The 23,398-nt window shown below is 73.0% G+C and carries 23 protein-coding genes and 3 pseudogenes; 11 read left to right on the forward strand and 15 right to left on the reverse strand.

Features of this window, described 5'->3' with window-relative positions; all coding sequences use genetic code 11:
- Positions 1-82 precede the first annotated feature (82 nt).
- The 3 genes and pseudogenes from AMK21_RS36165 to AMK21_RS22270 form a co-directional block, all read right to left on the reverse strand.
- A pseudogene (locus AMK21_RS36165) lies at positions 83-280 on the reverse strand (SAM-dependent methyltransferase); the annotation flags it as partial.
- 109 nt (positions 281-389) lie between these two features.
- Positions 390-1,016, reverse strand: coding sequence for a hypothetical protein (locus AMK21_RS22265; protein ID WP_073880648.1), 627 nt, complete (start codon positions 1,014-1,016; stop codon positions 390-392).
- An 82-nt stretch (positions 1,017-1,098) separates the two neighbouring features.
- Complete coding sequence (locus AMK21_RS22270) at positions 1,099-1,635, reverse strand: MarR family winged helix-turn-helix transcriptional regulator (RefSeq protein ID WP_073880650.1); 537 nt, start codon at positions 1,633-1,635, stop codon at positions 1,099-1,101.
- 116 nt (positions 1,636-1,751) lie between these two features.
- On the opposite strand from AMK21_RS22270, the gene AMK21_RS22275 reads away from it, so the two are divergent.
- Positions 1,752-2,162, forward strand: coding sequence for an Ohr family peroxiredoxin (locus AMK21_RS22275; RefSeq protein ID WP_073880652.1), 411 nt, complete (start codon positions 1,752-1,754; stop codon positions 2,160-2,162).
- Here the strand turns inward: AMK21_RS22275 and AMK21_RS22280 are convergent.
- Positions 2,111-2,707 (reverse strand): annotated as a pseudogene (locus tag AMK21_RS22280) (alpha/beta hydrolase); the annotation flags it as partial. The gene AMK21_RS22275 and the pseudogene AMK21_RS22280 overlap by 52 nt on opposite strands.
- Positions 2,708-2,772: 65 nt before the next feature.
- Here AMK21_RS22280 and AMK21_RS33800 point away from each other — a divergent pair.
- A pseudogene (locus AMK21_RS33800) lies at positions 2,773-3,391 on the forward strand (RICIN domain-containing protein); the annotation flags it as partial.
- An 11-nt stretch (positions 3,392-3,402) separates the two neighbouring features.
- Here AMK21_RS33800 and AMK21_RS34425 read toward each other — a convergent pair.
- Both AMK21_RS34425 and AMK21_RS22295 read right to left on the reverse strand, forming a co-directional pair.
- A complete protein-coding gene (locus AMK21_RS34425; protein ID WP_107429964.1) occupies positions 3,403-3,795 on the reverse strand; it encodes a hypothetical protein in 393 nt (130 codons plus the stop codon).
- 54 nt (positions 3,796-3,849) lie between these two features.
- The gene (locus AMK21_RS22295; RefSeq protein ID WP_073880656.1) at positions 3,850-4,983 is read right to left on the reverse strand and encodes an NADH:flavin oxidoreductase/NADH oxidase; all 1,134 of its coding nucleotides are present in this window, start codon (positions 4,981-4,983) and stop codon (positions 3,850-3,852) included.
- Positions 4,984-5,142: 159 nt separating this feature from the next.
- On the opposite strand from AMK21_RS22295, the gene AMK21_RS22300 reads away from it, so the two are divergent.
- The gene (locus tag AMK21_RS22300) at positions 5,143-5,514 is read left to right on the forward strand and encodes an ArsR/SmtB family transcription factor (protein WP_073880663.1); all 372 of its coding nucleotides are present in this window, start codon (positions 5,143-5,145) and stop codon (positions 5,512-5,514) included.
- A 73-nt stretch (positions 5,515-5,587) separates the two neighbouring features.
- Here the strand turns inward: AMK21_RS22300 and AMK21_RS22305 are convergent, their stop codons facing one another.
- Positions 5,588-6,628, reverse strand: a complete 1,041-nt coding sequence (locus AMK21_RS22305; RefSeq protein ID WP_073880665.1) for an NAD(P)-dependent alcohol dehydrogenase — start codon at positions 6,626-6,628, stop codon at positions 5,588-5,590.
- A gap of 153 nt (positions 6,629-6,781) precedes the next feature.
- Between AMK21_RS22305 and AMK21_RS22310 the strand changes: the two genes are divergently transcribed.
- Positions 6,782-7,681, forward strand: coding sequence for a helix-turn-helix domain-containing protein (locus tag AMK21_RS22310; RefSeq protein ID WP_073880667.1), 900 nt, complete (start codon positions 6,782-6,784; stop codon positions 7,679-7,681).
- 502 nt (positions 7,682-8,183) lie between these two features.
- Here the strand turns inward: AMK21_RS22310 and AMK21_RS22315 are convergent.
- The 3 genes from AMK21_RS22315 to AMK21_RS22325 form a co-directional block, all read right to left on the reverse strand.
- Positions 8,184-8,870: a ScbR family autoregulator-binding transcription factor gene (locus AMK21_RS22315; protein ID WP_073880669.1), complete on the reverse strand. Its 687-nt coding sequence runs from the start codon at positions 8,868-8,870 to the stop codon at positions 8,184-8,186.
- Positions 8,871-9,049: 179 nt separating this feature from the next.
- Complete coding sequence (locus tag AMK21_RS22320; RefSeq protein WP_073880671.1) at positions 9,050-9,910, reverse strand: NAD(P)H-binding protein; 861 nt, start codon at positions 9,908-9,910, stop codon at positions 9,050-9,052.
- A gap of 82 nt (positions 9,911-9,992) precedes the next feature.
- Complete coding sequence (locus tag AMK21_RS22325) at positions 9,993-10,862, reverse strand: ScbA/BarX family gamma-butyrolactone biosynthesis protein (protein WP_107429965.1); 870 nt, start codon at positions 10,860-10,862, stop codon at positions 9,993-9,995.
- A 226-nt stretch (positions 10,863-11,088) separates the two neighbouring features.
- On the opposite strand from AMK21_RS22325, the gene AMK21_RS22330 reads away from it, so the two are divergent.
- Complete coding sequence (locus AMK21_RS22330; RefSeq protein WP_073880675.1) at positions 11,089-11,727, forward strand: ScbR family autoregulator-binding transcription factor; 639 nt, start codon at positions 11,089-11,091, stop codon at positions 11,725-11,727.
- Between the two features lie 26 nt (positions 11,728-11,753).
- On the opposite strand, the gene AMK21_RS22335 is transcribed toward AMK21_RS22330, so the two are convergent.
- Positions 11,754-12,365 (reverse strand): LysE/ArgO family amino acid transporter, encoded by a 612-nt coding sequence (locus AMK21_RS22335; protein WP_073880677.1) that lies wholly within the window; start codon positions 12,363-12,365, stop codon positions 11,754-11,756.
- 66 nt (positions 12,366-12,431) lie between these two features.
- Here AMK21_RS22335 and AMK21_RS22340 point away from each other — a divergent pair, with 66 nt between their 5' ends.
- From AMK21_RS22340 to AMK21_RS22355, 4 genes are all read left to right on the forward strand, one after another.
- The gene (locus tag AMK21_RS22340; RefSeq protein ID WP_073880679.1) at positions 12,432-13,346 is read left to right on the forward strand and encodes a LysR family transcriptional regulator ArgP; all 915 of its coding nucleotides are present in this window, start codon (positions 12,432-12,434) and stop codon (positions 13,344-13,346) included.
- 88 nt (positions 13,347-13,434) lie between these two features.
- Entirely contained in the window at positions 13,435-14,097 is a 663-nt protein-coding gene (locus tag AMK21_RS22345; protein ID WP_073880681.1) for a response regulator transcription factor, read from the forward strand.
- Positions 14,094-15,428: a sensor histidine kinase gene (locus tag AMK21_RS22350; protein ID WP_107429966.1), complete on the forward strand. Its 1,335-nt coding sequence runs from the start codon at positions 14,094-14,096 to the stop codon at positions 15,426-15,428. Before AMK21_RS22345 ends, AMK21_RS22350 begins: the two co-directional genes overlap by 4 nt.
- Positions 15,429-15,500: 72 nt before the next feature.
- Positions 15,501-16,349, forward strand: a complete 849-nt coding sequence (locus AMK21_RS22355) for an endo alpha-1,4 polygalactosaminidase (RefSeq protein WP_073880683.1) — start codon at positions 15,501-15,503, stop codon at positions 16,347-16,349.
- A gap of 16 nt (positions 16,350-16,365) precedes the next feature.
- Here the strand turns inward: AMK21_RS22355 and AMK21_RS22360 are convergent, their stop codons facing one another.
- From AMK21_RS22360 to AMK21_RS22375, 4 genes are all read right to left on the reverse strand, one after another.
- Positions 16,366-17,169: a VOC family protein gene (locus AMK21_RS22360; RefSeq protein ID WP_073880685.1), complete on the reverse strand. Its 804-nt coding sequence runs from the start codon at positions 17,167-17,169 to the stop codon at positions 16,366-16,368.
- Positions 17,170-17,267: 98 nt separating this feature from the next.
- Entirely contained in the window at positions 17,268-17,936 is a 669-nt protein-coding gene (locus AMK21_RS22365; protein WP_073880687.1) for a lysophospholipid acyltransferase family protein, read from the reverse strand.
- 821 nt (positions 17,937-18,757) lie between these two features.
- Positions 18,758-18,919 carry a hypothetical protein gene (locus AMK21_RS35485; protein ID WP_018515143.1) on the reverse strand — a complete coding sequence of 54 codons (162 nt, stop codon included), beginning with the start codon at positions 18,917-18,919 and terminating at the stop codon, positions 18,758-18,760.
- 268 nt (positions 18,920-19,187) lie between these two features.
- Positions 19,188-19,892, reverse strand: coding sequence for an alpha/beta fold hydrolase (locus AMK21_RS22375; RefSeq protein WP_073880692.1), 705 nt, complete (start codon positions 19,890-19,892; stop codon positions 19,188-19,190).
- Between the two features lie 138 nt (positions 19,893-20,030).
- On the opposite strand from AMK21_RS22375, the gene AMK21_RS22380 reads away from it, so the two are divergent.
- Both AMK21_RS22380 and AMK21_RS22385 read left to right on the forward strand, forming a co-directional pair.
- Positions 20,031-20,999: an LLM class flavin-dependent oxidoreductase gene (locus tag AMK21_RS22380; RefSeq protein ID WP_073880694.1), complete on the forward strand. Its 969-nt coding sequence runs from the start codon at positions 20,031-20,033 to the stop codon at positions 20,997-20,999.
- 117 nt (positions 21,000-21,116) lie between these two features.
- The gene (locus AMK21_RS22385; protein WP_073880696.1) at positions 21,117-23,150 is read left to right on the forward strand and encodes an ATP-binding protein; all 2,034 of its coding nucleotides are present in this window, start codon (positions 21,117-21,119) and stop codon (positions 23,148-23,150) included.
- Positions 23,151-23,398: the final 248 nt, after the last annotated feature.

Genomic DNA, 23,398 nt, shown 5'->3' on the forward strand with positions numbered 1-23,398 from the left:
TGGAGAAGAACATCAGCCGGCACCACGGGCGCCCGGCCCCCGGCCGACCTCCGTCCGAGGCCGGCCGGGGCGCGCCGGGGCGTCAGATCCGGTGGGACACCGCCAGTTCGAAGAGGTAGCGCTTGGTGACCCTGCCTCCGTACCGCCCCACGATCAGGGCCTCGACGCACCCCAGCAGCCCGTTCCCGGCTGCCTCCGGAAGCGCCCGGTGACCGGAGAAGGTCCGCAGCAGCTCCAGGTAGCCGGACGTGGTGCAGGTAAGGTCCCGCTCGTGGCGGCGCGGCAGCCCCGCCGGTCGTACAGTTCCGCGCCCTCGTCGAAGCTACGGGCCAGGCGCTCCCGCCGGGGCTCGTCGGGGCTGTCGTCGCGTCGGGCGTCCACGGCTCGGGTCATGCGGATTGCCGCGGCGCGGGCCCGGCGTGCGTCAGGAGGAACTCGGTCGCCCGGGCGATGGCCTCAGCCGAAGTGCGGTGAACGGCCTCGGACTCCTCCTCCTGCCGGTCCGCCGCCGTGGCGGTGTACCACCAGGCGTCCACGCCCGGGTCGTGGTGGATGACGGCGGAGCCACCCGCGTACCGGAGCGGCACGGACTCGCCGGCCGACCTCTTGACGACCGCGTGCGGCCACTTGAGGCGGGCGGATTGGCGCTTGATGCCGCCCCAGGCCGCGCCCAGCTGGGAGTAGCTGGCTCCGCTGCGGCCCGCCGCGGTGGCCGCGCTCTCGGCCAGCCGGTCGACGGACAGCTTGGCTTCGTACAGGGCCCGGAGCGTCGCCAGTTGCACGTCGGGGGCGGCCATGAGCGCGGCGTCGAACGGCTCGCCGGCGGTGCGGTAGGCCAGCGCGCGCGTCGAGATCCGCTCGGCCAGTGCGCCGACCGCGTCGAGCACCTTCTCGTCCATGGCGAACGAGTCGCCATCGCCGGGCTCGCTCCAGGCGGGCTGCACCGGTGTCATGACCAAGGTCCAGAAGTTCTCGTCGTTCCTGGCCGGGGTGGGGATGGCCGTCGATTCATTCATGCGACAAGAGTAACTGTCATCTTGCGCCAATGACAATTAAAGCTGTCACACTCTTGCGGCTGGCCGAGGGAGCCCCGCGCCTTCAATGAGCATCGGCGGCTTCCCCCAGTGCGGCGGTCAGGCGGCCGAGGACCTCCTGGAGCCCGAGCACCTCCTCCACCGACAGGCCGGTGGCGGTGAGCACACCCCGGGGGACGGACAGCGCCCGCTCCCGCAGCCGCACGCCCTCACCGGTCAGCTCGACGAGGACGGAGCGTTCGTCCTCGCGGCTGCGCTCGCGCCGGACCAGTCCGGCCGCCTCCAGCCGCTTCAGAAGAGGCGAGAGGGTCCCGGAGTCCAGATGGAGGCGCTCCCCGATGGCCTTGACCGACCGGGGGCCGTCCTCCCACAGGACCAGCATGACCAGGTACTGGGAGTAGGTGAGGCCGACGCCCTTGAGCGCCTGCCGGTAGAAGCCGCCGAACGCACGCGACGCGGCATGCAGCGAGAAGCAGACCTGGTGGTCGAGCCGCAGCAGTTCCGCGTCGGGCACGGCCGGGAGGATGCCGGGGAGGTCGGGGCGGTCCGACCGGTCGGACAGGTCGGGCAGGTGGGGCGAGGGGTTGGGAGCAGGCGTCATGGAGCCAGCGTACCGCCGGTCACGTCATTGAGTTGTGCACAACTAAATCGTGTGCCATCTTTATGGAAGTGACCGCGACCGACCCCGTTCGCGGCCCCGACGAGGAGGGTCACCCTATGGACGCGCTGTACACCGCTGCCGCAACCGCCAACGGCCGCGAGGGCCGTGCCGTGAGTTCGGACGGCCAGATCGACCTGCCCCTCGCCCTGCCCCCGGCCCTCGGCGGCAACGGCAAGGGCACCAACCCCGAGCAGCTCTTCGCGGCCGGGTACGCGGCCTGCTTCGCCAGCGCGATGGCCGCCGTCTCCCGCGAGATGAAGCTCGACACGAAGGACGTCTCCGTGACCGCCGAGGTCTCCATCGGCAAGGACGGCGACGGCTTCGGTCTCGCGGTCGTCATGCGCGTGGAGCTGCCGGACTCCCTCACCGGAGAGGTCGGGCAGCAGCTGGTCGAGGCCACCCACGCCTACTGCCCCTACTCCAAGGCGACCCGGGGGAACATAGCCGTCGAGCTGGTCATCGAGTAATCCCGTATCCAGGCGGTCAGGCGGGCCAGCACCGCCTGACCGCCCGGCGTACGGCGTCACGTGCCTCGTCCGTCGGGCCGAGGGTCTCGAAACCGTGGCGCCCTTCCGGTACGTCGACCACCTCGACGTCGGCCCCGCAGCGTTCGGCCGCGGTTCAGGAACTGCTCCACGGTCGCGGCGATCCCGGCCATCTCCCGGCCCGCCCGGACCAGCACGATCGGGAGCTTCCCCGCCCGGGCGACCGCCCGCACCGGGCGGAAGCGGGCGTCCACCACCCCCCAGCTCGGCAGCAGGGCCATGATCGGGTAGTTGGCGGCCAGGCAGCGCAGCCATGCCGGGGGTGCGGCCAGCCAGTCCGCTGTGAGGGGCCGCCGCCCGAGAAGAACCACAGGGCGATCCGGTCCGCGTCGACCCGTGGGTCGGCCCGCAACCCGCTCCACCGCGGCGCTCACGTCCTCGGCGGCCCGCTCGTAGTCAATAGGGGCGTGCAGCCGGTGGTCCACTGTCGCGGCCACGGCTCCGGTACGCCCGGCGACGGCCGATGCGCTGGAGCCGGCGATCGACGGCCGGCTGCGCGTACTCGGCTCCGAGCTCAGGGCCCTGCGCTGGCGGGAAGCGGGTCTTCTTCACCGAGTGCTCCGGCACCGACAGCGCGAACCCCGTCACCACGTTCGGCGACACCCTCAAGTGGCACGCCGAGAACCTCGTCGTACAGAACATGCGCAACGGCGGCGAGACGGTCATCAACTGGAACCTGGCCCTGGACCAGAACGGCGGCCCCCACCAGGGGCACTGCACCAACCGCTGCAACCGCCGACGACCGCATCGCCATCGGCGGCCGCGGCTACCCCTACCGACTGGGGCACCGGTGACGGCACCGCGCTGCAGCAGTGGGCCTGCGGCACCGGGGCCAACCAGAGCTGGCAGTTCCGGCCGACCAGCGGCGGCCACTACCAGGTGGTGAACCGGCACAACGCGAAGGTCTGGGACGTGGACGGCGGCGCCGGGGCGACCGCCGACGGCACCAAGGTCCACCTCTGGTCCTACGTGGGCTCACCAACCAGCAGTGGCGGCCCGAGCCGCTGGCCACCAGCGGGCGGTACCGCTTCGTCACCCGCCACAGCGGCAAGTGCCTGACCGTCGACAACTCCTCCACCGCCGATGGTGCGCGGCTCTCCCAGCAGCCGTGCGACGGGGCTGCCGCCCAGTCGTTCGCCCTGACCGGCTGACCGCGCACCGCTCACGTCGTGCCCCGTCGCACGCGGCGGGGCCCGACTGCGGATCGACTCAGCCCCGGATCGCGGTCAGCAGCCGGGCGCAGCGGGCCGCCATGTCCTGAGCCGGCCGGCGCGCCGACCGTGCCGGTCCGCACGTGCTTCAGTGGCCGGCCCGGGTGCTGTTCGACGCCGCGACGGCGTGGTTGGGGGGGCGGGTCCGGGCCCGGTGGCGGAGTCAGCGAGGACTCGATCAGGGTGAGCTGGTGGGCGAGGCTCGTCATCCACACCTCCAGGTCGACCGAGAGGGGCGGCGGCGTACGGCCGTCCGGTGCGGTCCACCGCCGTACGGGCTCCGGGGCGCCGCCGGTCGGCCGGCAGGCGATCCGGTCCGTCTCCGCGACCCGCTCCTGCGCCATTGTCGGCCCGCGTTGGGCCGCCCGCTCGGGACGGCGGGCTGGTCCGGCGGTGGGTCAGGCCTTGGCCGTCTCCTTCTCGGCGGTGCGGCGGCGGACCACGGCGTAGCCGTACGGGTCGGGCCAGCGGGGCTCCGCGCCGAGGGCGTCGGCGGCGTGGTGGGCCCAGTGCGGGTCGCGCAGCAGCTGACGGCCGAGCATGACGGCGTCGGCCTGACCCGAGGCGACGATCTCCTCGGCCTGGGCGGGCTCCAGGATCAGGCCGACCGCGGAGACGGGTATGCCGGTGGCCTGCCGTACCTGTGCGGCGAAGGGCACCTGGTACCCGGGGTGGGCGGAGATCCGCGCGTCGCGGACCAGGCCTCCGGTGGAGACGTCGAGCAGGTCGACGCCGTGGGCGGTCAGCTCCTTGGCGAGGCGGACGGTGTCGTCACCGGTCCAGCCCTCGCGCGGGTCCTCCGGGTTCTCGGTCAGCCAGTCGGTGGCCGAGGTGCGGAAGAGGACGGGCAGGTCGTCGGGCCAGACCGCGCGGACGGCGTCCACCACCTGGAGCGGGAAGCGCAGGCGGTTCTCCCAGCTGCCGCCGTAGGCGTCGGTGCGGTGGTTGGCGGCCGGGGAGAGGAAGGAGTTGATGAGGTAGCCGTGGGCGCCGTGGATCTCGACGACCCGGAATCCGGCGGCGAGGGCTCGCCCGGCGGCCGCCGCGAAGTCGCGTACCAGTTGCTGGATCTCGTCCTCGGTCAGCTCGTGCGGGACGGGCAGTCCGTCGAACGCCACAGGGCTGGGGGCCACGGGCTGCCAGCCGCCGTCGCTCTCGGGGACGTGCGCGCCGCCGAGCCAGGGCCGCTCGGTGGACGCCTTGCGGCCGGCGTGGGCGAGCTGGATCGCGGGGACGGAGCCGTGGGAGGCGATGGCCGCGGCGATCCGGGCGAAGGCCTCCTGCTGGCGGTCGTTCCACAGGCCCAGGTCCCACGGGCTGATCCGGCCGTCCGGGCGTACGCCGGTGGCCTCCGCCATCACGAGCCCTGCGCCTCCGACGGCGCGGGCCGCGAGGTGGGTGAGGTGGAAGTCCGTCGGCACGCCGGCCTCGGACCCGTGGGAGGCCGCGGAGTACATGCACATCGGGGACATCCACACGCGGTTGGGGATCTTTAGGGACCGCAGGGTCAGGGGCGTGAACAGAGCACTCACCGGAACGTCTCCTCAGGGGGTCGGGGCACGGAGCTGACGCCCCGCCCTGACTGGTAGGGCGGGACAGCCATGACCAGTACGATAGACCTCGTAGTACGGCAGTTGTCAAACTACGAGGATGTTCGTACTTTAGAGGTGCGAGACCTGAGGAGGCCGCCCATGCCCACGACCGAGCACGACGTCGCCGCCCCGACCGGGCGCCGGCTCACCCATCCGTCGGCGGAGGAGATCCGCCTGGAGACGGTCCTGCACGCGATGGCCGACCCCATCCGGCTGACCATCGTGCGCGAACTGGCGGACGGCCACGCGGACATGGCCTGCATCGCGTTCGACCTTCCGGTGAGCAAGTCCACCACCACCCACCACTTCAAGGTGCTGCGCGAGGCGGGCGTCATCCGCCAGCACTACGAGGGGACCTCCCGCATGAGCAGGCTGCGCGAGGCCGACCTGGAGGCGCGCTTCCCCGGGCTCCTGGCGGCCGTCCTGGAAGCGGCGCGGCGCTCCGCCCACGCCGCCACGCCTTCGGCGTGAGCCACCCCCGTACGCCGTCCTCCCCGGGCCTGTGAAGCAGCGCGGGGCGGACGCGTACAGCTGTCGGACCCGCTCAGATGGTCGCGGTGTCGATCACGAAGCGGTAGCGGACGTCGCTCGCCAGGACCCGCTCGTACGCCTCGTTGACCTGGCCCGCCTCGATGACCTCGATCTCGGCGCCGAGGCCGTGCACGGCACAGAAGTCAAGCATCTCCTGGGTCTCGGCGATGCCGCCGATCGCCGAGCCCGCCATCGACTTGTTCCCGCCGATCAGCGAGAAGAGGTTGAGCGAGATCGGCTCCTCGGGCGCGCCCACGTTGACCAGGGTGCCGTCCGTCCGCAGCAGGGCGAGGTAGGCGCCGAAGTCCAGCGGGGCCGAGACCGTGGAGAGGATGATGTCGAAGGTTCCGGCCAGCTCCTCGAAGGTCTTGGGGTCGCTGGTCGCGTAGTAGTGGTCGGCGCCCAGCTTGAGCCCGTCGTCCTTCTTGCGCAGGGACTGGGAGAGGACCGTGACCTCGGCCCCGAGGGTGTGAGCGATCTTGACGGCCATGTGGCCGAGCCCGCCCAGACCGATGACCGCGACCTTCCTGCCCGGGCCCGCGCCCCAGCGGCGGAGCGGGGAGTACGTGGTGATGCCCGCGCACAGCAGCGGCGCGGCCTCGTCCAGCGCGATGCCCTCGGGGACGCCGACGACGAACCCCTCGGTCACGACGATGTGCGTCGAGTAGCCGCCGTACGTCGGCTCACCGCTGCGGTCCAGCGCGTTGTACGTCTGGGTGTTCCCCTCGGCGCAGTGCTGCTCGCGGCCCATCAGACAGGCGTCGCACTTCCCGCAGGAGTCGACCATGCAGCCGACGCCGACACGGTCGCCGACCTTGAACCTGGTGACGCCGGGGCCGGTCTCCGCGACGATGCCGGCGATCTCGTGACCGGGGACCATCGGGAAGATGCCCTCGCCCCAGCCGTCACGGGCCTGGTGGATGTCGGAGTGGCAGATGCCCGCGAACTTGATATCGATCAGGACGTCGAACTCGCCCACCGGGCGGCGCTCGATCGTGGTGCGCTCCAGCGGGGCCTTGGCACGGGGAGCGGCGTAAGCGGCAACGGCGGTCATGCCGGAGGTTCTCCTCTGGGTGGTGCGGTAAGTACGCCTTCCAGCATCAAGGCTTCGGCGGCGTTTACCCAGGTCACCGCTTTGCCTACGTCCAGTGGTCCTACCACTGGCGGGGACAGGCTCCCGCGCGTACGACCAGGGACAATAGAAGCCATGGACGATCAGCCCGCCCCCTCCGCCCCCGAGCCGCTCGACCGGCGCGCCGAACTCAGCGAGTTCCTGCGCACCCGGCGGGCCCGGCTCCAGCCGCAGGACGTGGGGCTGCCGGAGTTCGGCCGGGCCCGCCGGGTGCCGGGGCTGCGGCGGGAGGAACTGGCGCAGCTGGCCGGGGTCTCGGTGGCGTACTACACGCGCCTGGAACAGGGCAACGGGCGCAACGTCTCGGCCGAGGTGCTCGACGCGATCGCCCGGGCGCTGCGACTCAGCGACGCCGAGCACGCGCACCTGACGCACATGGCCAAGCCGGCGCAGCACAAGAAGAAGCGGCGGCCGGCGAGGGTGCAGCGGGTCCGGACGGGACTGCTGCACCTTCTGGACAGCCTGGAGGGCATTCCCGCGTACGTCTCCGGGGCCCGCTCCGATATCCTCGCCTGGAACCCGATGGCGGCGGCGGTCTTCGGCGACTGGGGCGCGCTGCCGCTCGAGGAGCGGAACTGGGCGCGGCTCGTGTTCCTCTCCCCCGCCTACCGGGACCTGTTCGTGGAGTGGGACTCCAAGGCCTCGGACATGGTCAGCTATCTGCGCCTGTACGCGGGCTGCCATCCGGACGATCCGCAGCTCTCCGCGCTGGTGGGTGAACTCTCCGTCAAGAACGACGAGTTCCGGCGGCTGTGGGCCACGCACAACGTGAAGGAGAAGGGGCACGGCACGAAGTTGATCCGGCATCCGCTCGTCGGGGACATGGCCCTGTCGTACGAGACGCTGCATCTGCCGGACGACCAGGAGCAGTGCCTGGTCACCTATCACGCGGAACCGGGGTCGGCGTCGGCCGAGGCCCTGCGCCTGCTGGCGAGCTGGGGAGCTGACGCGAGCCGTCGCGCGGCACGGGCGTGACGCCGCTCGGCCTTCGCCTCGAAGGTGAGCCCCCTCGTCAGGCGCCCGGATGCCGGAGACGACGCCCTTCTGCGGCTGGTGCGGGAGCGGCGGCCGCACCTCCGGCCCGGGCGGGTTCGTCCTCCCGCCGGCCGGCCGCCGGAACCGCTTCGAGGCGAACATCGAGGACGCCCGGACCTCCACGTGGTACGCACCGCACGCCTACGGCGGGCGCACCCTCAACGTGGAGGTGCCGCAGGGGACGGACGAGCGCTCCGCCGATCCCACGCCGCTGGACGACGGGCCGGAGGCCCTCCTGCTCGCCTGTGCCCTGGAGGGTCCGGGAGAGGAGAAGGAGCGCCTGCGCTCCCGAGCCACCGGTCCGGCGCACCGCTGGTGCGACGAGTTCGCCACGTCCTTCACCCTGCATACCGTTCCCATCGCGGTCCAGGTCGCGCACCGGGGGGCCACCGTGCCGGCGGCGGCGCGGCTCACCGCACCGGGCGGCGTAGGAGCCGGAGGGTCAGATGGGGGCGGCGGCCCCCACCCCGTACGTCTCGCGATCGGCCCAACCCGCGGCGACGGCCTCCGTTGCCGCGGTGGTCCCCGACGGGTCCAGGAGCGGCAGGACCTCCGAGTCGGCGAGGCAGGGCAGCAGCAGCCGCCAGAAGCCGGTGAGCGTCCGCGCGGACAGCCACTGGGAGTCGCACCGTCCGAGCACCTCGAACCCGGTGGTCGCGGCCACCGTCGCGGCGGTGACGTCCGTGCGGGAGACACCCTCCACGAGGGTGCCGACGGCGGCCGCCTCGTCGAGCAACTCCCCGACGCAGCTCTGCCACTGCGCGGGCAGGCCGGGTTCACCGCCTCGCTCCCCGCCGTGACTGAGCCGGAAACCCGCCCGCGTGACCGGGTCGCGGCCGAGCAGGTCCACCAGGGCGTGCGAGGTGTCGACCAGGGTCTGCAGGGCCGTGTCCGTCCTGCGGCGGATGGAACCGGACACCTCCAGAAGACCGTGCGACGCCTCCGCGACCACGGCCTGCGCGACCGCCGCCTTGTTCTCGAAGTGGAAGTGCAGGGCCCCCGTGCTGACGCCCGCGCCGGAACTGATCAGCGCCAGGCGCGCCTGTCCGTACCCGTGCTGCTCGAACACGATCGCCGCGGAGCGGATCAGGGCTTGGCGGGTACGCGCGGCGCGCACCTGCTTGGTCACCGTGACCTCCACCGGGGGGCGAAGCGGATGGGATGGGGCCCCGGGCCGTGGGCTCCCAGGGCCCGGGGCTCTCCGCCGGAGCGGTGAAGCAGTGTCATGGGCAATATCAAACCAACTTACCGGTTTGATTTCCAGGGGAACGTATGCGCGGTCGGACCCCCGCGTCCGTACGCCGGGCGTTACGCCGTGCGGCCGACCGCGCCGAAGGACTCCGCGTGGTCCGCGGCCCAGGTGCGGAACGGCCTGGCGGGACGGCCCGTCAGCTCCTCGACGGTGGGCACCACGGCCGCCTTGGCCCCTGCCCGCTGGCGCTCCGCACTCTCCAGGAACGCCTCGGCCACCGGCCGCGGATACTTGGCGAGCAGCGCCTCGCGCGCGCGGTCCAGGGACAGTTCCTCGAAGCGCAGCGGCCGGCCCAGCAGTTCGGAGAGCTGGGCCGTCTGCTCGTACGCGCTGATCGCCTCCGGGCCAGACACCCCGTACGCCCGTCCCTCGTGGCCGCTACCGGTGAGGGCGGCGACGGCGACCGCCGCGACATCCCGCGGGTCGACGCACGCGACCGGCGACCGCCCGTAGAGGGCCCGCACCACACCGTCCGACGCGATGCCGTTCGCCCAGGAGAGCGTGTTGGACATGAACGTCCTGGGGCGGACGAAGGTCCACGGCACCCCGGACTCCCTGATGGCCTGTTCGTTGCCCCGCTGGAGCCGGGTGATGAAGTCGTCCGCGTCCGGCTCCTCCACCGCCATCATCGACAGCTTCACGAGGTGGCGCACACCCGCCGCCGCGGCCGCCGCGGCGACCCTCGCGTCATCGGGCTCCGTGGGGCTGTTCGTCACGAGGAACACCGCGCCGATGCCCCGCAGCGCCCGGTCGAGGGACGCGCGGTCCCCGTACTCCCCCGCCACGACATCGGCCTGGGGTCCGCGCACCGTCACGCGCTCCGGCCGCCGCGCCAGGATCCGCACCGGACCGGCGGCCGCCAGCAGACGGGCGACCTCGCGGCCGACCGCCCCCGTCGCCCCTGTCACCAGAATCACGCCACGTACTCCTCACACACCGTCATCAGTCTGCCGTCCAACCGCAACACACCGCTCGCACGCGCGCCGACCGGCTGCGCGTTCAGCTCTCCCCCACGGGGCCCGTCAGCACCGTGTCGAAGACCGGCTCGCCGTCCTGGTGGCCCGTCACCCGGATCCTCGCCCCGCCCGGCGAGCCGCCCGGCAGGATCTCTGCGGCGATCGAGCAGGGACTGCCGAACTCCGCGTACCGGTGAAAGTGCGTACGCCCCTCGGCGGGGACGAACCCGCCGTCCCCGGCGGCCAGGCACGCCGCCTGCCGGGCGGCTTCCAGCAGCAGCATGCCGGGCACATGGTCGTTGGGCCGCTGGAAGAGCGTGGGGTGACGGGTGTCCACCCGCAGCTCCCAGACCCCTTCGTGGGAGCCCTCAGAGAGCACCACGTCCTCCGCCCTGGCGCGACCCGCCCGGGCGGGGTCCACCGGCGCCGTCCGCGGTATCACCACGCCCGGCTCCGCCGATCCGCCGCGGATCCGCCGGTAGACGCGCGGGCTGGTGAACCTCGTCGCGCCCATACCGGTCGCGACCAGCCGGCCCGCGCGGTGCACCACCCAGTCCACGCGTCCCTGCACCGGCAGGCCACCGCGCCACTTGAGCTCGGAGCAGGTCACCTCCACGTCGATCACGGTGGGCAGGCCGCCCACGACCAGGTGATCGGGGTGGGTCGCGTAATCCAGATCGGCCATCAGGAAGTGGTAGCCGACGGGGACTCCGTACCCGGCGTGGAAGGCCAGCATCGCCGCCTGCCGCATCGCCTCCGTCACCAGCAGCGGATCGTGACGGTCCGTTCCCACCGGGGCGAAGAACGGATGATCGTGCGGAAGCACCGCCTCCACGTGGAACCGGTCCGGCCCCAGCCGCTCCCAGTAGCGCGGAAAGGCGTCCTCCGCCCTGCTCCTGTGAACCAGTTCCATTCCCACCGGATGCACCACTCGGGCCTCCGAGCCGACGGCCGACGCCGCTACAGGATCGGTCAACACTGCTGCTTCGGGCATAACTCCCCCCCAGGGGTCATGTGATGGGCGAGTCGTTCCTGCGGTGCGCACGCGCTGATAAGATACAGACTAAGCGGTTTTTTTTCTATCCCCACAGGCCGCCCGCCCGGCCCACGACCGGCACCGCCCGACGAAGGAGACAGGGATGGCCAAGCAGGACCGGGCGATCCGCACCCGCCAGGCGATCCTGATGGCAGCAGCCGAGACTTTCGAGAAGCACGGTTACCAAGCCGCCACCATTACCGAAATACTCAGAGTCGCCGGAGTGACCAAAGGCGCGCTCTACTTCCATTTCCCGTCCAAGGAAGAGCTCGCGCTCGGGGTGATCGAGGCCCAGGACCCCCCACCGCCCACCCCCGACCAACTCCTCAAGCTCCAGGAGCTCGTGGACATGGGGATGCTGTTCAGCCACCGCCTCCACACCAGTCTCCTCACCCGCGCCGGGGTCCGTCTCTCCATGGACCAGCAGGCCCAGGGCCTGGATCGCACCGGCCCCTTCCTCCGGTGGCAGCGGACCACCCACGGCCTCCTCGCCCAAGCCAAACAGAACGGCGAACTCCTCCCGCACGTCAACCCCACGGAGACCGCCGACCTCTACGTCGCGGCCTTCACCGGCATCCAGGCGGTCTCCCAGACCCTCACCAACTACCGCGATCTGGAGCAGCGCCACATCACGCTCCAGCGGCACATCCTGCCCAGCATCGCCACTCCCTCCATCCTCACCGCGCTGGACCTCAGCCCCGAGCGCACCACCCGGCTCGCCCGGCTCACCCCCGCGCACTGAGCCCGCAGGCGCCGACCCGCAGGCGGTCAGGCGGTCAGGGCCAGCCGGGTGCCGAGGCCGATCATCATCGCGGCGACGAGTCCGTCCAGGACGCGCCACGACGACGGGCGGGCGAGCACCCCGCTGAGCAGCCGGGCGCCGAACCCGAGAGCGGCGAACCAGCACACGCTGGCGAGGATCGCCCCCAGCCCGAAGGTCCAGCGCAGCGGACCGCGGTCGGCGGCGACCGAGCCGAGCAGGAAGACGGTGTCCAGATAGACGTGCGGGTTGAGCCAGGTCATCGCGAGGCAGGCGAGCACGGCGCCGCGCTTCGCCCCGGAGGGCGCGTTTTGCGGGTGCAGGGCGGAGGGACGGAACGCCCGGCGTGCGGCCAGGACGCCGTAGACGATCAGGAACACGCCACCCACCAGGGAGACCACGGCCAGGGCGGACGGCCAGGCCACCACCACGGCGCCGACCCCGGCGACTCCGAGGGCGATGAGGACGGCGTCGGACAGGGCACAGATGACCACCACCGCGAGAACGGCCTCCCGGCGGACGCCCTGGCGGAGGACCAGAGCGTTCTGGGCGCCGATGGCGACGATGAGGGAGAGGCCGGTACCGAACCCGGCGGCCGCGGTGGTCAGGGCGTTGGTCATAGTCCAGACGCTAGGGAGATCCACTCTGCGTGTACAGCTAATGATTCTTACGTATCATTAGCTGTCATGATGTCGGAGCTTCCCCTGGATCAGGTGCGGACCCTGCTGGCCGTCGTCGACGAAGGCACCTTCGACGCGGCGGCGAACGCCCTGCACGTGACGCCGTCGGCGGTCAGCCAGCGGGTGAAGGCCCTGGAGCAGCGCACCGGGCGGGTGCTGCTGATGCGGACGAAGCCGGTGCGGCCCACCGGGTCCGGTGAGGTCCTGGTGCGCTTCGCCCGCCAGCTGGCGCGGCTGGAGCAGGACGCGCAGTCGGCCCTCGGGATGTCGGGCCCCGGCGAGCCGACGCGGCTGACGGTCGCGGTGAACTCCGATTCCCTGGCGACCTGGTTCCTGCCCGCCCTCGGGCGCGTACCGGAGGAGCTCGGCATCTGTTACGAGCTGCGCCGGGAGGACCAGGACCATACCGCCGCGCTGCTTCGCGAGGGCCTGGTGATGGCGGCGGTGACCTCCTCGCCCGAGGCGGTGTCCGGCTGTTCGGTGCGGAGTCTGGGCCGGATGCGCTATCTGCCGGTGGCGACGGCGGCCTTCGCCGGGCGCTGGCTCGGGCTGGGGACGGCGACCCCGTTGCGCGAGCTGATCGCGGACGCCCCGGTCGTGGACTTCGACCGGCGCGACGACCTCCAGGACTCCTTCGTCCGCGCGCTCGGGTGCGACCGGCGGGCGGCCGCCCGGCGCCACTACGTGCCCACGTCACAGGGGTTCGTGGACGCCGTGGTGGCGGGGATGGGCTGGGGCATGCTGCCCGACGTCCAGGCACGCCCGCTGCTGGGCGCCGGTCGGCTGGTCGCCCTCGCCCCGGACCGTCACGTGGACGTTCCCCTGTACTGGCAGCAGTGGAAGCTGGACTCACCGGCCCTCGCCACCGTGGCCGAGGCCGTGGTGGCGGAGGCCGCCGAGGCGCTCGACGGGGCCCCTTAGGATGACGGGTCTCTCCCCCAGGTCAGGCTCCCGGCTCCGTACGGGAAGTGCCCCGGGGGGCCATCCCGAGAGACCCGGAGGCGTCTCCTTGCGCGTGCTGCTGGTGGAGGACGACGACGACCTGCGGGCGGTGCTCGCGGCGGGGCTGCGCGAGGCGGGCTTCGCCGTCGACGGCGCGGACGACTGGCCGGAGGCGGACGTGATGCTGCACGTGACCGCGTACGACTGCGTGGTCCTGGACCGGATGCTGCCCTCCGGCGACTCCCTCGCACGGCTGGAGAGCAGGCGCCGTGCCGGCTGGTCGGTGCCCGTGCTCTGCCTCACCGCTCTGGACGCCCTGGACGACCGGGTGCGCGGGCTGGAGAGCGGGGCGGACGACTACCTGGCCAAGCCGTTCGCGATGCGCGAGCTCGTCCTGCGGGTGCGCAGCCTGACCCGGCGGGCGGCCGAGCGGCTGCCCGCCTTCCTGAGCTGCGGGGACGTGGTGATGGACCTGGCGCGGCGCGAGGTGCGGCGGGGCGGGGTGCTGCTCTCGCTGAGCCCGAAGGAGTACGCCGTGCTCCAGCAGCTCCTGGTCCACCGGGACAGCGTCGTCACGCGTACGGCGTTGCTGGAGCACTGCTGGGACGAGATGGCCGACCCGGTCTCCAACGTGGTGGACGCCGTCATCGCCGGCGTGCGGCGCAAGCTCGGCGCCCCCGGTCTCGTGCGCACCGTGCGCGCCCAGGGGTTCCTGATGAGCTCGGCATGACCCGGGCTGAAGGCGCCGGGTCCGCGCGGCGCGGCTCCCCGGCCCGGAGAGGGCTGCGCCGGCTCCAGCTGCGGCTGACCGCCGCGTACACGCTGATCACCGTCGTCGGGCTGAGCTGCCTGTCCTGGCTGGTGATCCGTACCGACGACCGGTCCCGGGAGGCCGCCGAGTACGACGAGATGCGCCGCCGGGCCTCCGTCGCGGCCTCGCTCGTCTACTACGAGGACGACCGGATCCGCCTCGACGGCCTGGCCGACGACGAGGCGACAGCGGGCACGCCCCAGGTCCTCGTGCTGGAGGAGCGGCCCGGTGACGGTCCGGCCGTGGTCTTCCGGGGCAGCGTCCAGCAGTTCGACGTACCGGCCGCGACGATCGCGCGGGCGGCGCGTTCGGCGATGCGCACCGAGGAGACGGTGCGGGAGGAGGCCGACGACCGTGAGGGCGGGCCCGTGCGGCTGCTGGCCGTGCCCTTCTACCACGACGCGACCGACGAGGTGGCGGGCGCGGCCGTCGCGGTCGGGGACCCGGCGTACGGGGCGGCCGAACACCGCAGCCTGGTCCTCTCCCTCGTCGTCGGGTGCGCCGCACTGAGCGCGCTGGCCGCGCTCACCGGCCATGTGCTCTCCGGTCGGTCCATGCGGCCCGCCTGGCAGGCGCTGGAGCAGCAGGAGCGGCTGCTCGCCGACGCGGCGCACGAGCTGCGGACGCCGGTGGCGGTGATGCGCGGTGCGGTGGAGGTCGCCGAGCACGGGTCGGGCGGGCCGGAGTCCCCTCTGCCGATGATCCGCCGGGCGGCGGACCGGATGGGGCACGTGGTGGAGAACCTGCTGACCCGGGGGCGGTTGGAGGCCGCCGTGGAGTCGGTGCGGGCCGAGCCGCTGCGGCTGGACCAGCTCGTGGAGGAGGTGTGCGCCGAGCTGCCGGAGGGCGGGCACCGGCTGGAGCTGCGGCTGGAGGATTCGGTGGTCGACGCGGACGCGGCGCTGGTGCGGATGGCGGTACGCAATCTGCTCGACAACGCCGTACGTCACGGCCGTACGCCCGGGGAACCCGGCGGGGCCGAGTTGCTCGTGACCGTACGCGGACCGGAGGTCTCGGTCGCCGATCGCGGTCCGGGGGTGGAGCCCGGGCGGTTGCCTGAGCTGATGGAGCGCTTCCGCTCGCCGGGCGGCGGTACCGGGATCGGCCTCTCGCTGGTGCAACGGGTGGCCCTCGCCCACCGGGGCGGCCTGACCGTGTACGCCCGCCCGGGCGGCGGTGCGGTGTTCGTGCTGCGGCTGGCACCCGCCCGGTCGCGGCGGAGGCGGGCAGGCAGGCGTCCGGGAGACTGACGCTCACGATTCGCTCATGATCGGCCGTCCATGATGCGGAGGCAGGTACGCAGACCACGCACAGGAGTCCCCATGCCCCAGCACGCCGCCACCCCGTTGCTCCGTCGCCGTTCCACCCTCGCGGCCCTGTCCGGCGGGGTCGCCGTGACGGCCGGCGCCGGGGTCCTGCTGTCCGGCGCCTTCGCGGCCGAGCCCGCGCCCAAGGTCGTACTCCCCCGGGCCGACGCCACGTTCGACTACCAGATCGGCGGGGCCTACACCCCGCCCGCCGGGGTCAAGGCGCTCTCGCGAGACCGGGGCGCCAAGCCCGTACGCGGCCTGTACAACGTCTGTTACGTCAACGCCTTCCAGACCCAGCCGGACGCGATGGACTGGTGGCAGAAGAAGAACCCGGACCTGCTGCTGCGTGACGGCAGCGGCAAGCCGGTCAACGACGAGGCCTGGGGCGAGGCGCTGCTGGACACCTCGACCGCCGCCAAGCGGACCCGGCTGGTGGAGATCGTCGGCGGCTGGATCGACGGCTGCGCCAAGTCCGGGTTCCAGGCGGTGGAGCCCGACAACCTCGATTCCTACGAGCGCTCCGGAGGCCGGCTCACCCGGGCACACAACGCCGCGTTCGCCAAGCTGCTGGCCACGCGGGCGCACGCGGCGGGCCTGGCGATCGGCCAGAAGAACACCACCGACCTGCTGGGGCAGCGCAAGAGCATCGGCTTCGACTTCGCGGTCGCCGAGGAGTGCGGCCGCTACGACGAGTGCGCCGACTACGCCACCGCGTACGGCAACAGGGTCTTCGTCATCGAATACACCGCCCGCGACTTCTCCAAGGCCTGTTCCGCCATGGGCACGAAGCTCTCGGTGGTCCACCGGGACCTCGACGTCCGGCCGGCGGGGCAGAAGGGGTACGTCTTCCGGACCTGCTGATACGGACCGGCGCCGGTCACGCGGGGGATGCGGGTGACCGGCGGGAGGTGAGCGTGAAAAGGGCGCCGTGGGGGTCGCCGATCATCGACTCGGGTCCGTCGTCCGGGGAGACGGTCGGCGGGGACACCTCACCACCCGCCTTCCGCGCGGCCTCGGTGGCCGCCGTCAGGTCGTCGACCTGGAAGCGGACGTGCCACCGGGGGCGCAGGCGGGGGTCGGGGGACGCCCCGTCGCCGCCGCCGCGCAGGGTGGCCACGGTGTGGCCGCCCTGGCGGACGACCACGACGTCCTGCTGGTACGCATAACCGACTTCGCAGCCGCCGGGGTCGTGGGGGTCCCAGCCGAAGACCTCGGCGTAGAAGATCGCGGCGTCGAAGGCGTGGCTCGTGCGCAGTTCGAGAGAGGCGGGCGCGCTGCCCCGGCCGATGGACCAGGGCGGGGTCCGGCCCTCCCAGAAGCCGAACCCGGCCCCCTCGCGGTCCGCCGCCACGGCCCCTCTGCCGGGGCCGAGCCGGAGCGGGCCGACGGCGATCGTGCCGCCGCGTTCCCGTACGCGGGCGGCGGTGGCGTCCACGTCGGCGACGGCGAAGTACGGGGTCCAGGTGGTGGCGGTGGGCAGGCCGGGGCCGATCCGGCCGATCCCGGCGACGGGCAGGCCGTCGGCGTGGGCGACGGTGAATCCCTCGCCCAGGGTGCCGGAGCGGAAGGTCCAGCCGAGGACGGCCGTGTAGAAGGCCTGGGCGGCGCGCAGGTCCCGGGTCATGAGACTGACCCAGCAGGGAACGCCGTACACAGGGGTGGCCCGCTCTGCCTCCGTCATCGCCGATCCGTCTCCTCGCCGGAACAACATGCCCTACATACCTACGCCTCCCGCGTCACCGGCGCCACCCGGGCGCGTACCCGCGGCCGCCGTCGCTTTCACCGTACGGTGAGGGCCGCGGCGGGTTCGCCCAGGTGCCGGGCGGCCGTGCGCCAGGCGGTGGTGACGGCTTCGCGGGCGGTGGCGGTCGCGGCTTCGACGTCCGGGGGCAGGTGCAGCGGCGCACCCAGGTGGACGTGGAGGCGGGGGCGGCGGGCCGGAGCGGTGAGGAACCCCGCGATCTGCTTGGCGACCGAGCCGCTGGTCACCCGGCGGGCGCCGGCCTGCCCGAGGGGGACGACCGGCGCACCCGACGCGTGGGCCAGGCGGGCGAGACCGCTGCGGAAGCTCTCCGGCGGCGCCTCGGCCACGTCCGCGCGCAGCGGAATGCGGCCCTCCCCGTAGATGAGGACGTGGCGGCCCGACCCGAGCGCGGCGGCGGCCGTGTCCAGGGCGTCGGCCGCCCGGTGGGTGTTGCGGTGTACGGGGACGTGGCCGCCGCGCTCCAGGAGCCGGCCGAGGACCGGGATGCGCCAGAGGCCGGCGGTGGCCAGGACGACCGGTTCGACGTCGAGGCGCCGCAGCGCGGCGAGGACGACGCCGGGGTCGGCGAGGGAAGTGTGGTTGGCGACGATGATGGAGCCGGGCGCCGGGGCGCTGCCGTGGTCGGAGGTGACCGTGAGGCGGCCGAGGCAAGGGATGACGGCGGCTGCGACGTTGCTGAGCACGGTTCTCCTGTGGTCCTGGTCGGTGGGGTGACCTCGGCTTCGCGGTCGTGTTCATCGTCGCGGCGGCGTGGGCCTCGGACCTGAGTTCGGATACTCAGCCGGGGGTGGGTGTGGTGCTCGGCCTCCCTGCCCTGCCCGGCGGAGAACGGTGCGCGGGGCGTACGGCCCCGGCGGCAGACTGCGGGGGTCGCCGACGACGCCTCCCGCCGGCAGCGGGCGCCCCGCCGATGTCGATCCGATAGCGGGTGGCCAACTGCTGGGGCGGCTGGACGAACAGCCGCACCGCGCCGTCGCCGTCCCGGGCTCGGAGCCCGGCGGCCACCCGCGCAGCCGCTCGCCGTCCGAGGGGCAGTCGCCTGCGACAAGCAGCCGCGGAAGTACGGACGGAAGGCTGTCCACGGAGGGGTGGATCCGACTGCTACGGGCACGCCACCTGGGCAACATCCGCAAGCGGCGGCAGCGGGACAGGCGGCCGGCCGGCTCGGGGAGCGCGGGGGAGATGAGGATGCGGAGAGGTGACGAAGGCCGGATTCGGCGGCGATGGCAGGATCGCGCGCCGTCCGTCGGTGACGGGCCGGGAGCGCTCTCCGCGCCGACGCGCGGGCCGCTCACCGGGGCGGGGGCGTGTCCTTCACGCCCGGCCGGCGGGTGGCCGCGGTGACACCGGCGCCCCGTCGGCACTCGGCCGGACCGCGGCCCCACCCACTCTCGCCGACGACGGTTCTTCAGCAAGCCGTCGCCTTGGGTGCGCAAAATATGACAATGCCTGCAAGACGTTTATCGATGGACATGTCCATCTCTGGGCGGCTTGCCCTGACGCCCTAGCGGTAGGCGGCGGACGACCGTACGGCGCCGAAGTCGATCGCGCGGTCCGCGTCGCGCAGGACCTCCTCGGCCACGCGCCGTACCTCGGCGAGCACGTCTCCCTGCTCCTCCACGAGGCCGGCGTAGATCGGTGCTTCGGTGCTGTCTGCGGAACTCATGCGGATTTCCCCGTCTGGTCTGGTGCGGAAAGCCCCGCCGGTCGGCGGAGCGGGGGCGAGTGTACGTGGTGGGCGGGGGACGCCGCGATTCCCGGTCCGGGGACCGAGACGTCCCCGGACCTGCCGGAACGGCTCCCGGGCAAGGGCCGGTGCCCCTCGGTCCACTCGTTCACCCAGCCGCAGCCCGAGCAGGCGTACCGGCCGTCGAGCCCCGCGATCTGGGTGCCGCACCGGGCGCATCCGATGTACGTGATCTCCGGGTGCTCCGTCATCGCCCGGTTCCGGCGGCGTCCAGGAGGACGCGGGCGAGCTCGCCCGGCTGGGAGAACATCGGCCAGTGGCCGGTCTCCATGGTGACCAGCTCCCACCGCTCGCCCTTCAGGAGCGCGGCCACGTCGGGGCCCGGCTCGGCTCCGTCGAGCAGGCACTTGACGTACGTCGCGGAAAGCTCGCCGAGGGAGCCCCGCAGAACGGCGGGTTCGGTGAGGGTGGCGCCCGGGTGGGGTGTGGCTCCCGCCACGATCCGGGCCATCTCCTCGTCGCCGAGCTCCTGGCCCGCGCAGTCCGCAGCCGTCAGCGCGGGCCAGAAGCCGTCGTTCGCGGCGATCGCCGCCTCGACCTGCGCCCGGCCCTCCGGCCAGCCCGACACGAACGACTCACCATCGGCCGGAACGCTGGAGTCGACGAAGACCACACGGGCCAGCCGGTCACCGATCCGTTCCGCCGCCTGTCCGACCGGAATGCCCGCGTAGCTGTGTCCGACCAGGACGACGTCCCGCAGGTCCAGGCGCTCGACATGGCCGACGATGTCGTCGACATGGGTCTGCTGTCCGGCCTGCACGCCCTGCCGGTCGGCGAGGCCCGACAGGGTCAGCGAATGGGCCGTGTGCCCGGCCGTGCGGAGGCCGGGCAGCACATCGCTCCACGCCCACGAGCCGAGCCAGGCGCCTGCCACGAGTACGAAGTTCGTCATGGCAGCAACGTAACGCAGGGGTCCGACAGTGCCCTTCGACTCCTGCCGGGCCGCGTTCGCTAGGTTCTCCGTACGCCGAGAACCCGATCCCTACGTCGCGGCCCTGAGCCGTACGCCGAGAGCCCGAGGAGAACACCTGTGCCTTCCTCCACCCCCTCCCCCGCCGTGGGCGTCCTGCTGCCGCGCGATCTGCCCACGGATCTGCTCCTGCCGTTCGCCCGCCGGGCCGAGGAGCTGGGGTTCGGTTCGGTGTGGGTGGTGGAGGATCTCGGGTTCCGCGGCGGGATCACCCAGGCGGCCACCGTCCTGGCCTCCACGTCCGGGATCCGGGTGGGCATCGGGCTGCTGCCCGCAGGTGCCCGCAACGTGGCGTTCGCGGCGATGGAGATCGCCTCCCTGGCCCAGCTCTTCCCCGGTCGGACCGACATCGGCACGGGACACGGCATGCCCGGATGGATGCGGAGCGTCGGCCAGTGGCCCAGGAGCCCTCTCACCTTCCTCCACGAGTACATCGACGCCTTGCGTGCGCTGCTGCGGGGCGAGGCGCCGGAGGTCCGGGGGCGGTACGTGCGCCTCGACGGCGTCCGGCTGGAGAGCGGCGCGCTGCCTGACGTGGTGCCCGACATCCTGGCAGGCGTCCGGGGCCCCAAGTCCCTCGCCGTCTCCGGTGAGGTGGCCGACGGGACGATCCTCGCCGAGCCCGTCGCCCCCGAGTACGTACGTGCCGCCCTCGGGCACATCGGCGCGACCCGCCCGCACCGGCTGGTCGCGTACAACGTCGGCTCCGTCGGCGCCGATCCCGCGGCAGCCCTCGCCGCGGCGCGGCCCGGGCTGGAATGGATCGGCGAGCCGGAGTGGCACGCCCACATCGCCCCGCTCCCGTTCGCCGGGGAGCTGGTGGAGCTGCGGGCGGCGTGCGCGACCCGGGAGGAGTTCGTCCGCCGCCTGCCCGATGCCTGGGTCGCGCGGCTCGCGGTCACGGGAACGCCGGAGACGGCCCGCGCCCGCCTCGGCGAGCTCGGGGCGGCGGGCGTCACCGACGCCGTCCTCGCCCCGGTCGGTCCGGACCCCATCGGGGCCTTGGAGTCGCTCGCCGGGGTGCTCTGACGCGACCTTTCATACGTGTCAACTTCCGATCGGACAGGAGGCATTGTCAGCCGTTTCTGACTGCTTTTCGCTATGAACGGAGGCTGCGGGGCGCGGCGAGGCAGGATGGCCTGCGTGATGGGCAACCTCCCTGTTGTGACGACCAGCTTCGTCGGCCGCGACAGCGAACTGGACAGTATCGACCGGGCACTTCGTGATCACCGGCTGGTCACTCTCAGCGGGAGCGGCGGGGTCGGCAAGAGTCGTCTGGCCCTGCAGACCGCCGGGTACGTCCGGGACCGGTATGCGGACGGCGTGTGGTGGGCCGACCTCTCCCATCTGGACGACGACCAGTTGCTCAGCACGACGGTGTGCGACGGCGTCGGGCTGCTGGACCACAGCTCCCGACGCCCCGTGGCCGCGCTCTGCGAATGGCTCTCCGACCGCCGGCTGCTGCTCGTCCTCGACTGCTGCGAGCGCGTCGTCGACTCCTGCCGGCAGCTAGTCACCGAACTGCTCTCCGCCGCGCCGGGGCTGACCGTCCTGGCCACCAGCCGGCAGCCGCTCGGCGCGGAGGGCGAGTACGCCCTGGAGGTTCCCCCGCTCTCCGCGGGCGAGGACGGCGACGAGGCCGTCCGGCTCTTCCACGACCGGGCCGCCGCCGTCGCCCCCGGGCTGGTGCTCGATTCTCCCGGCGACACGGCCGCCGTGGCGGAGATCTGCCGCCGCCTCGAAGGGATACCGCTCGCCGTCGAGCTGGCCTGCGCGCAGCTCCGTGAGAGCAGCGCGCAGGAGATCACCGGGCGGCTGGCCTCCCGGCTGGACGCCCTCTGCGACGACACGCTCTGGCCCCGCCGCCACCGCGCCCTGCGCACCACCATCGGCTGGAGCCACGAGCTCTGCGCCCCGCTGGAGCGCCTGCTGTGGGCGCGGCTCTCCGTCTTCCGTGGCGTCATCATGACGGCCGACGCCGAGGCGGTGTGCGCGGGCGGGCCCCTCGGCGCCGACGCGGTCGGCCCCGCGCTGGAGCGCCTCGCCGAGCAGTCCGTGCTCCGGCGGACCGGTGCCGGCTACCGCATGCTGGACACGCTGCGCGAGTACGGGGCGATGTGGCTGGCCGAACTGGGCGAGGACGCGCTCCTGACGGACCGGCACGCCCGGCACTTCGCGCAGACCGCCGTGCAGGCGCACGCCGGCTGGCTGGGCCCCCAGCAGGTCGAGTGGTACCGCAGGGTCGCCTCCACGCACGCGGATCTCTGCGCGGCCCTGGAGCATCTGCTGGCCGAGGACCCCGAGCGGGCGATGGAGATGGCCGGATGCGCCGGTCTGTTCTGGAGCTGCTGCGGCCACCTCCACCAGGCCCGGACCTATCTGGAGCGGGTGCTGGCCCTGCCCCTCTCGGCCGGTCCGCACCGCACCCGCGCGCTCTGGGCCCTCGGCATCACGCTGACCCTGCAGGGGGACCATGAGGCGGCCCGCCGGGTGGGTACGGAGTGCGAGGAGGCGGCCCGCCTCGGGCAGGACGCCGAAGGAGCGCTCTCGGCGGCCCACTCCATGAGCTTCACCTATCTGATGATGGGCCGCCCGCAGACCGCCCACCTGGTCAGCGACCATGCCCTGCGACAGCACCCGGGGGACCCCGCCGACGCCCCCTCCCAGCTGCGCTGCCGGGTGATACGCCTCTTCGCCCTGTCCGCACTGGGCCGACTGGACGAGGCGTACGAGGAGGCGACGCGGCTCCAGCGGACGAGCCTGCGCTTCGGCGAGCACTGGGCACGGGCCTACGCCGATCACCAGCTCGCCCTCATCCACCTCCTCCAGGGCCGCCCCCGCCACGCCGAGAGCCACGCGCGCGCGATGCTCGCGAGCAAGCACGAGCTCCACGACAGCCTCGGCATCGCGCTCGGCCTCGACCTGCTCGCCGGAGCCATCGCCGCCCAGGGGGACGGCGTCGCGGCTGCCCGTACCTCCGGCACCGGACACACGTACTGGCGGATCATCGGCCACCCCCACCGCGGCACCCCCGAGCTCGGGGCGATCCGGGAACAGTGGGAGCTCCAGGCCCGGCAGGCGGCCGGGAACACGGCGTACGAAAGGGCCTACCGCCGGGCGTCGGCCGACGACGCCGAGCGCGGCCTGGCCCATGCCCTGGAGCGGCAGCTCCCCTCGTGACCGGGCCCGTTCGCCGTCTCCCCTGGCGACCTGGGCGGTCCGGCGGATCTGCCGGGTGGCGGTCACGGAGTACGGGCTCAACGCGCTGCGGGCGGAGGACGCGCGACAACGCGGGTTCCCACGCGGTACTGGCCCGTGCGGGGTTCGAGCCGGTGGAGGACGTCATGTTCGGCGTCCGGCCGGAGCGACGGTACGTCCTCGATCTGCGCGGGGACGCTTCCCCGGCCCGGTGACCGGTGCTTCCTGGA

This window comes from Streptomyces sp. CB00316, assembly GCF_001905595.1.
In the GTDB taxonomy this organism is placed as follows: domain Bacteria; phylum Actinomycetota; class Actinomycetes; order Streptomycetales; family Streptomycetaceae; genus Streptomyces.

Bases quoted from the DNA above. Each gene is read 5' to 3' on its own strand.
- AMK21_RS22265 (WP_073880648.1), bottom strand. From the start codon at position 1,016: ATGAATGAATCGACGGCCATCCCCACCCCGGCCAGGAACGACGAGAAC.
- AMK21_RS22270 (WP_073880650.1), bottom strand. From the start codon at position 1,635: ATGACGCCTGCTCCCAACCCCTCGCCCCACCTGCCCGACCTGTCCGAC.
- AMK21_RS22275 (WP_073880652.1), top strand. From the start codon at position 1,752: ATGGACGCGCTGTACACCGCTGCCGCAACCGCCAACGGCCGCGAGGGC.
- AMK21_RS34425 (WP_107429964.1), bottom strand. From the start codon at position 3,795: ATGGCGCAGGAGCGGGTCGCGGAGACGGACCGGATCGCCTGCCGGCCG.
- AMK21_RS22300 (WP_073880663.1), top strand. From the start codon at position 5,143: ATGCCCACGACCGAGCACGACGTCGCCGCCCCGACCGGGCGCCGGCTC.
- AMK21_RS22305 (WP_073880665.1), bottom strand. From the start codon at position 6,628: ATGACCGCCGTTGCCGCTTACGCCGCTCCCCGTGCCAAGGCCCCGCTG.
- AMK21_RS22310 (WP_073880667.1), top strand. From the start codon at position 6,782: ATGGACGATCAGCCCGCCCCCTCCGCCCCCGAGCCGCTCGACCGGCGC.
- AMK21_RS22325 (WP_107429965.1), bottom strand. From the start codon at position 10,862: ATGGAACTGGTTCACAGGAGCAGGGCGGAGGACGCCTTTCCGCGCTAC.
- AMK21_RS22330 (WP_073880675.1), top strand. From the start codon at position 11,089: ATGGCCAAGCAGGACCGGGCGATCCGCACCCGCCAGGCGATCCTGATG.
- AMK21_RS22335 (WP_073880677.1), bottom strand. From the start codon at position 12,365: ATGACCAACGCCCTGACCACCGCGGCCGCCGGGTTCGGTACCGGCCTC.
- AMK21_RS22340 (WP_073880679.1), top strand. From the start codon at position 12,432: ATGATGTCGGAGCTTCCCCTGGATCAGGTGCGGACCCTGCTGGCCGTC.
- AMK21_RS22350 (WP_107429966.1), top strand. From the start codon at position 14,094: ATGACCCGGGCTGAAGGCGCCGGGTCCGCGCGGCGCGGCTCCCCGGCC.
- AMK21_RS22355 (WP_073880683.1), top strand. From the start codon at position 15,501: ATGCCCCAGCACGCCGCCACCCCGTTGCTCCGTCGCCGTTCCACCCTC.
- AMK21_RS22360 (WP_073880685.1), bottom strand. From the start codon at position 17,169: ATGACGGAGGCAGAGCGGGCCACCCCTGTGTACGGCGTTCCCTGCTGG.
- AMK21_RS35485 (WP_018515143.1), bottom strand. From the start codon at position 18,919: ATGAGTTCCGCAGACAGCACCGAAGCACCGATCTACGCCGGCCTCGTG.
- AMK21_RS22375 (WP_073880692.1), bottom strand. From the start codon at position 19,892: ATGACGAACTTCGTACTCGTGGCAGGCGCCTGGCTCGGCTCGTGGGCG.
- AMK21_RS22385 (WP_073880696.1), top strand. From the start codon at position 21,117: ATGGGCAACCTCCCTGTTGTGACGACCAGCTTCGTCGGCCGCGACAGC.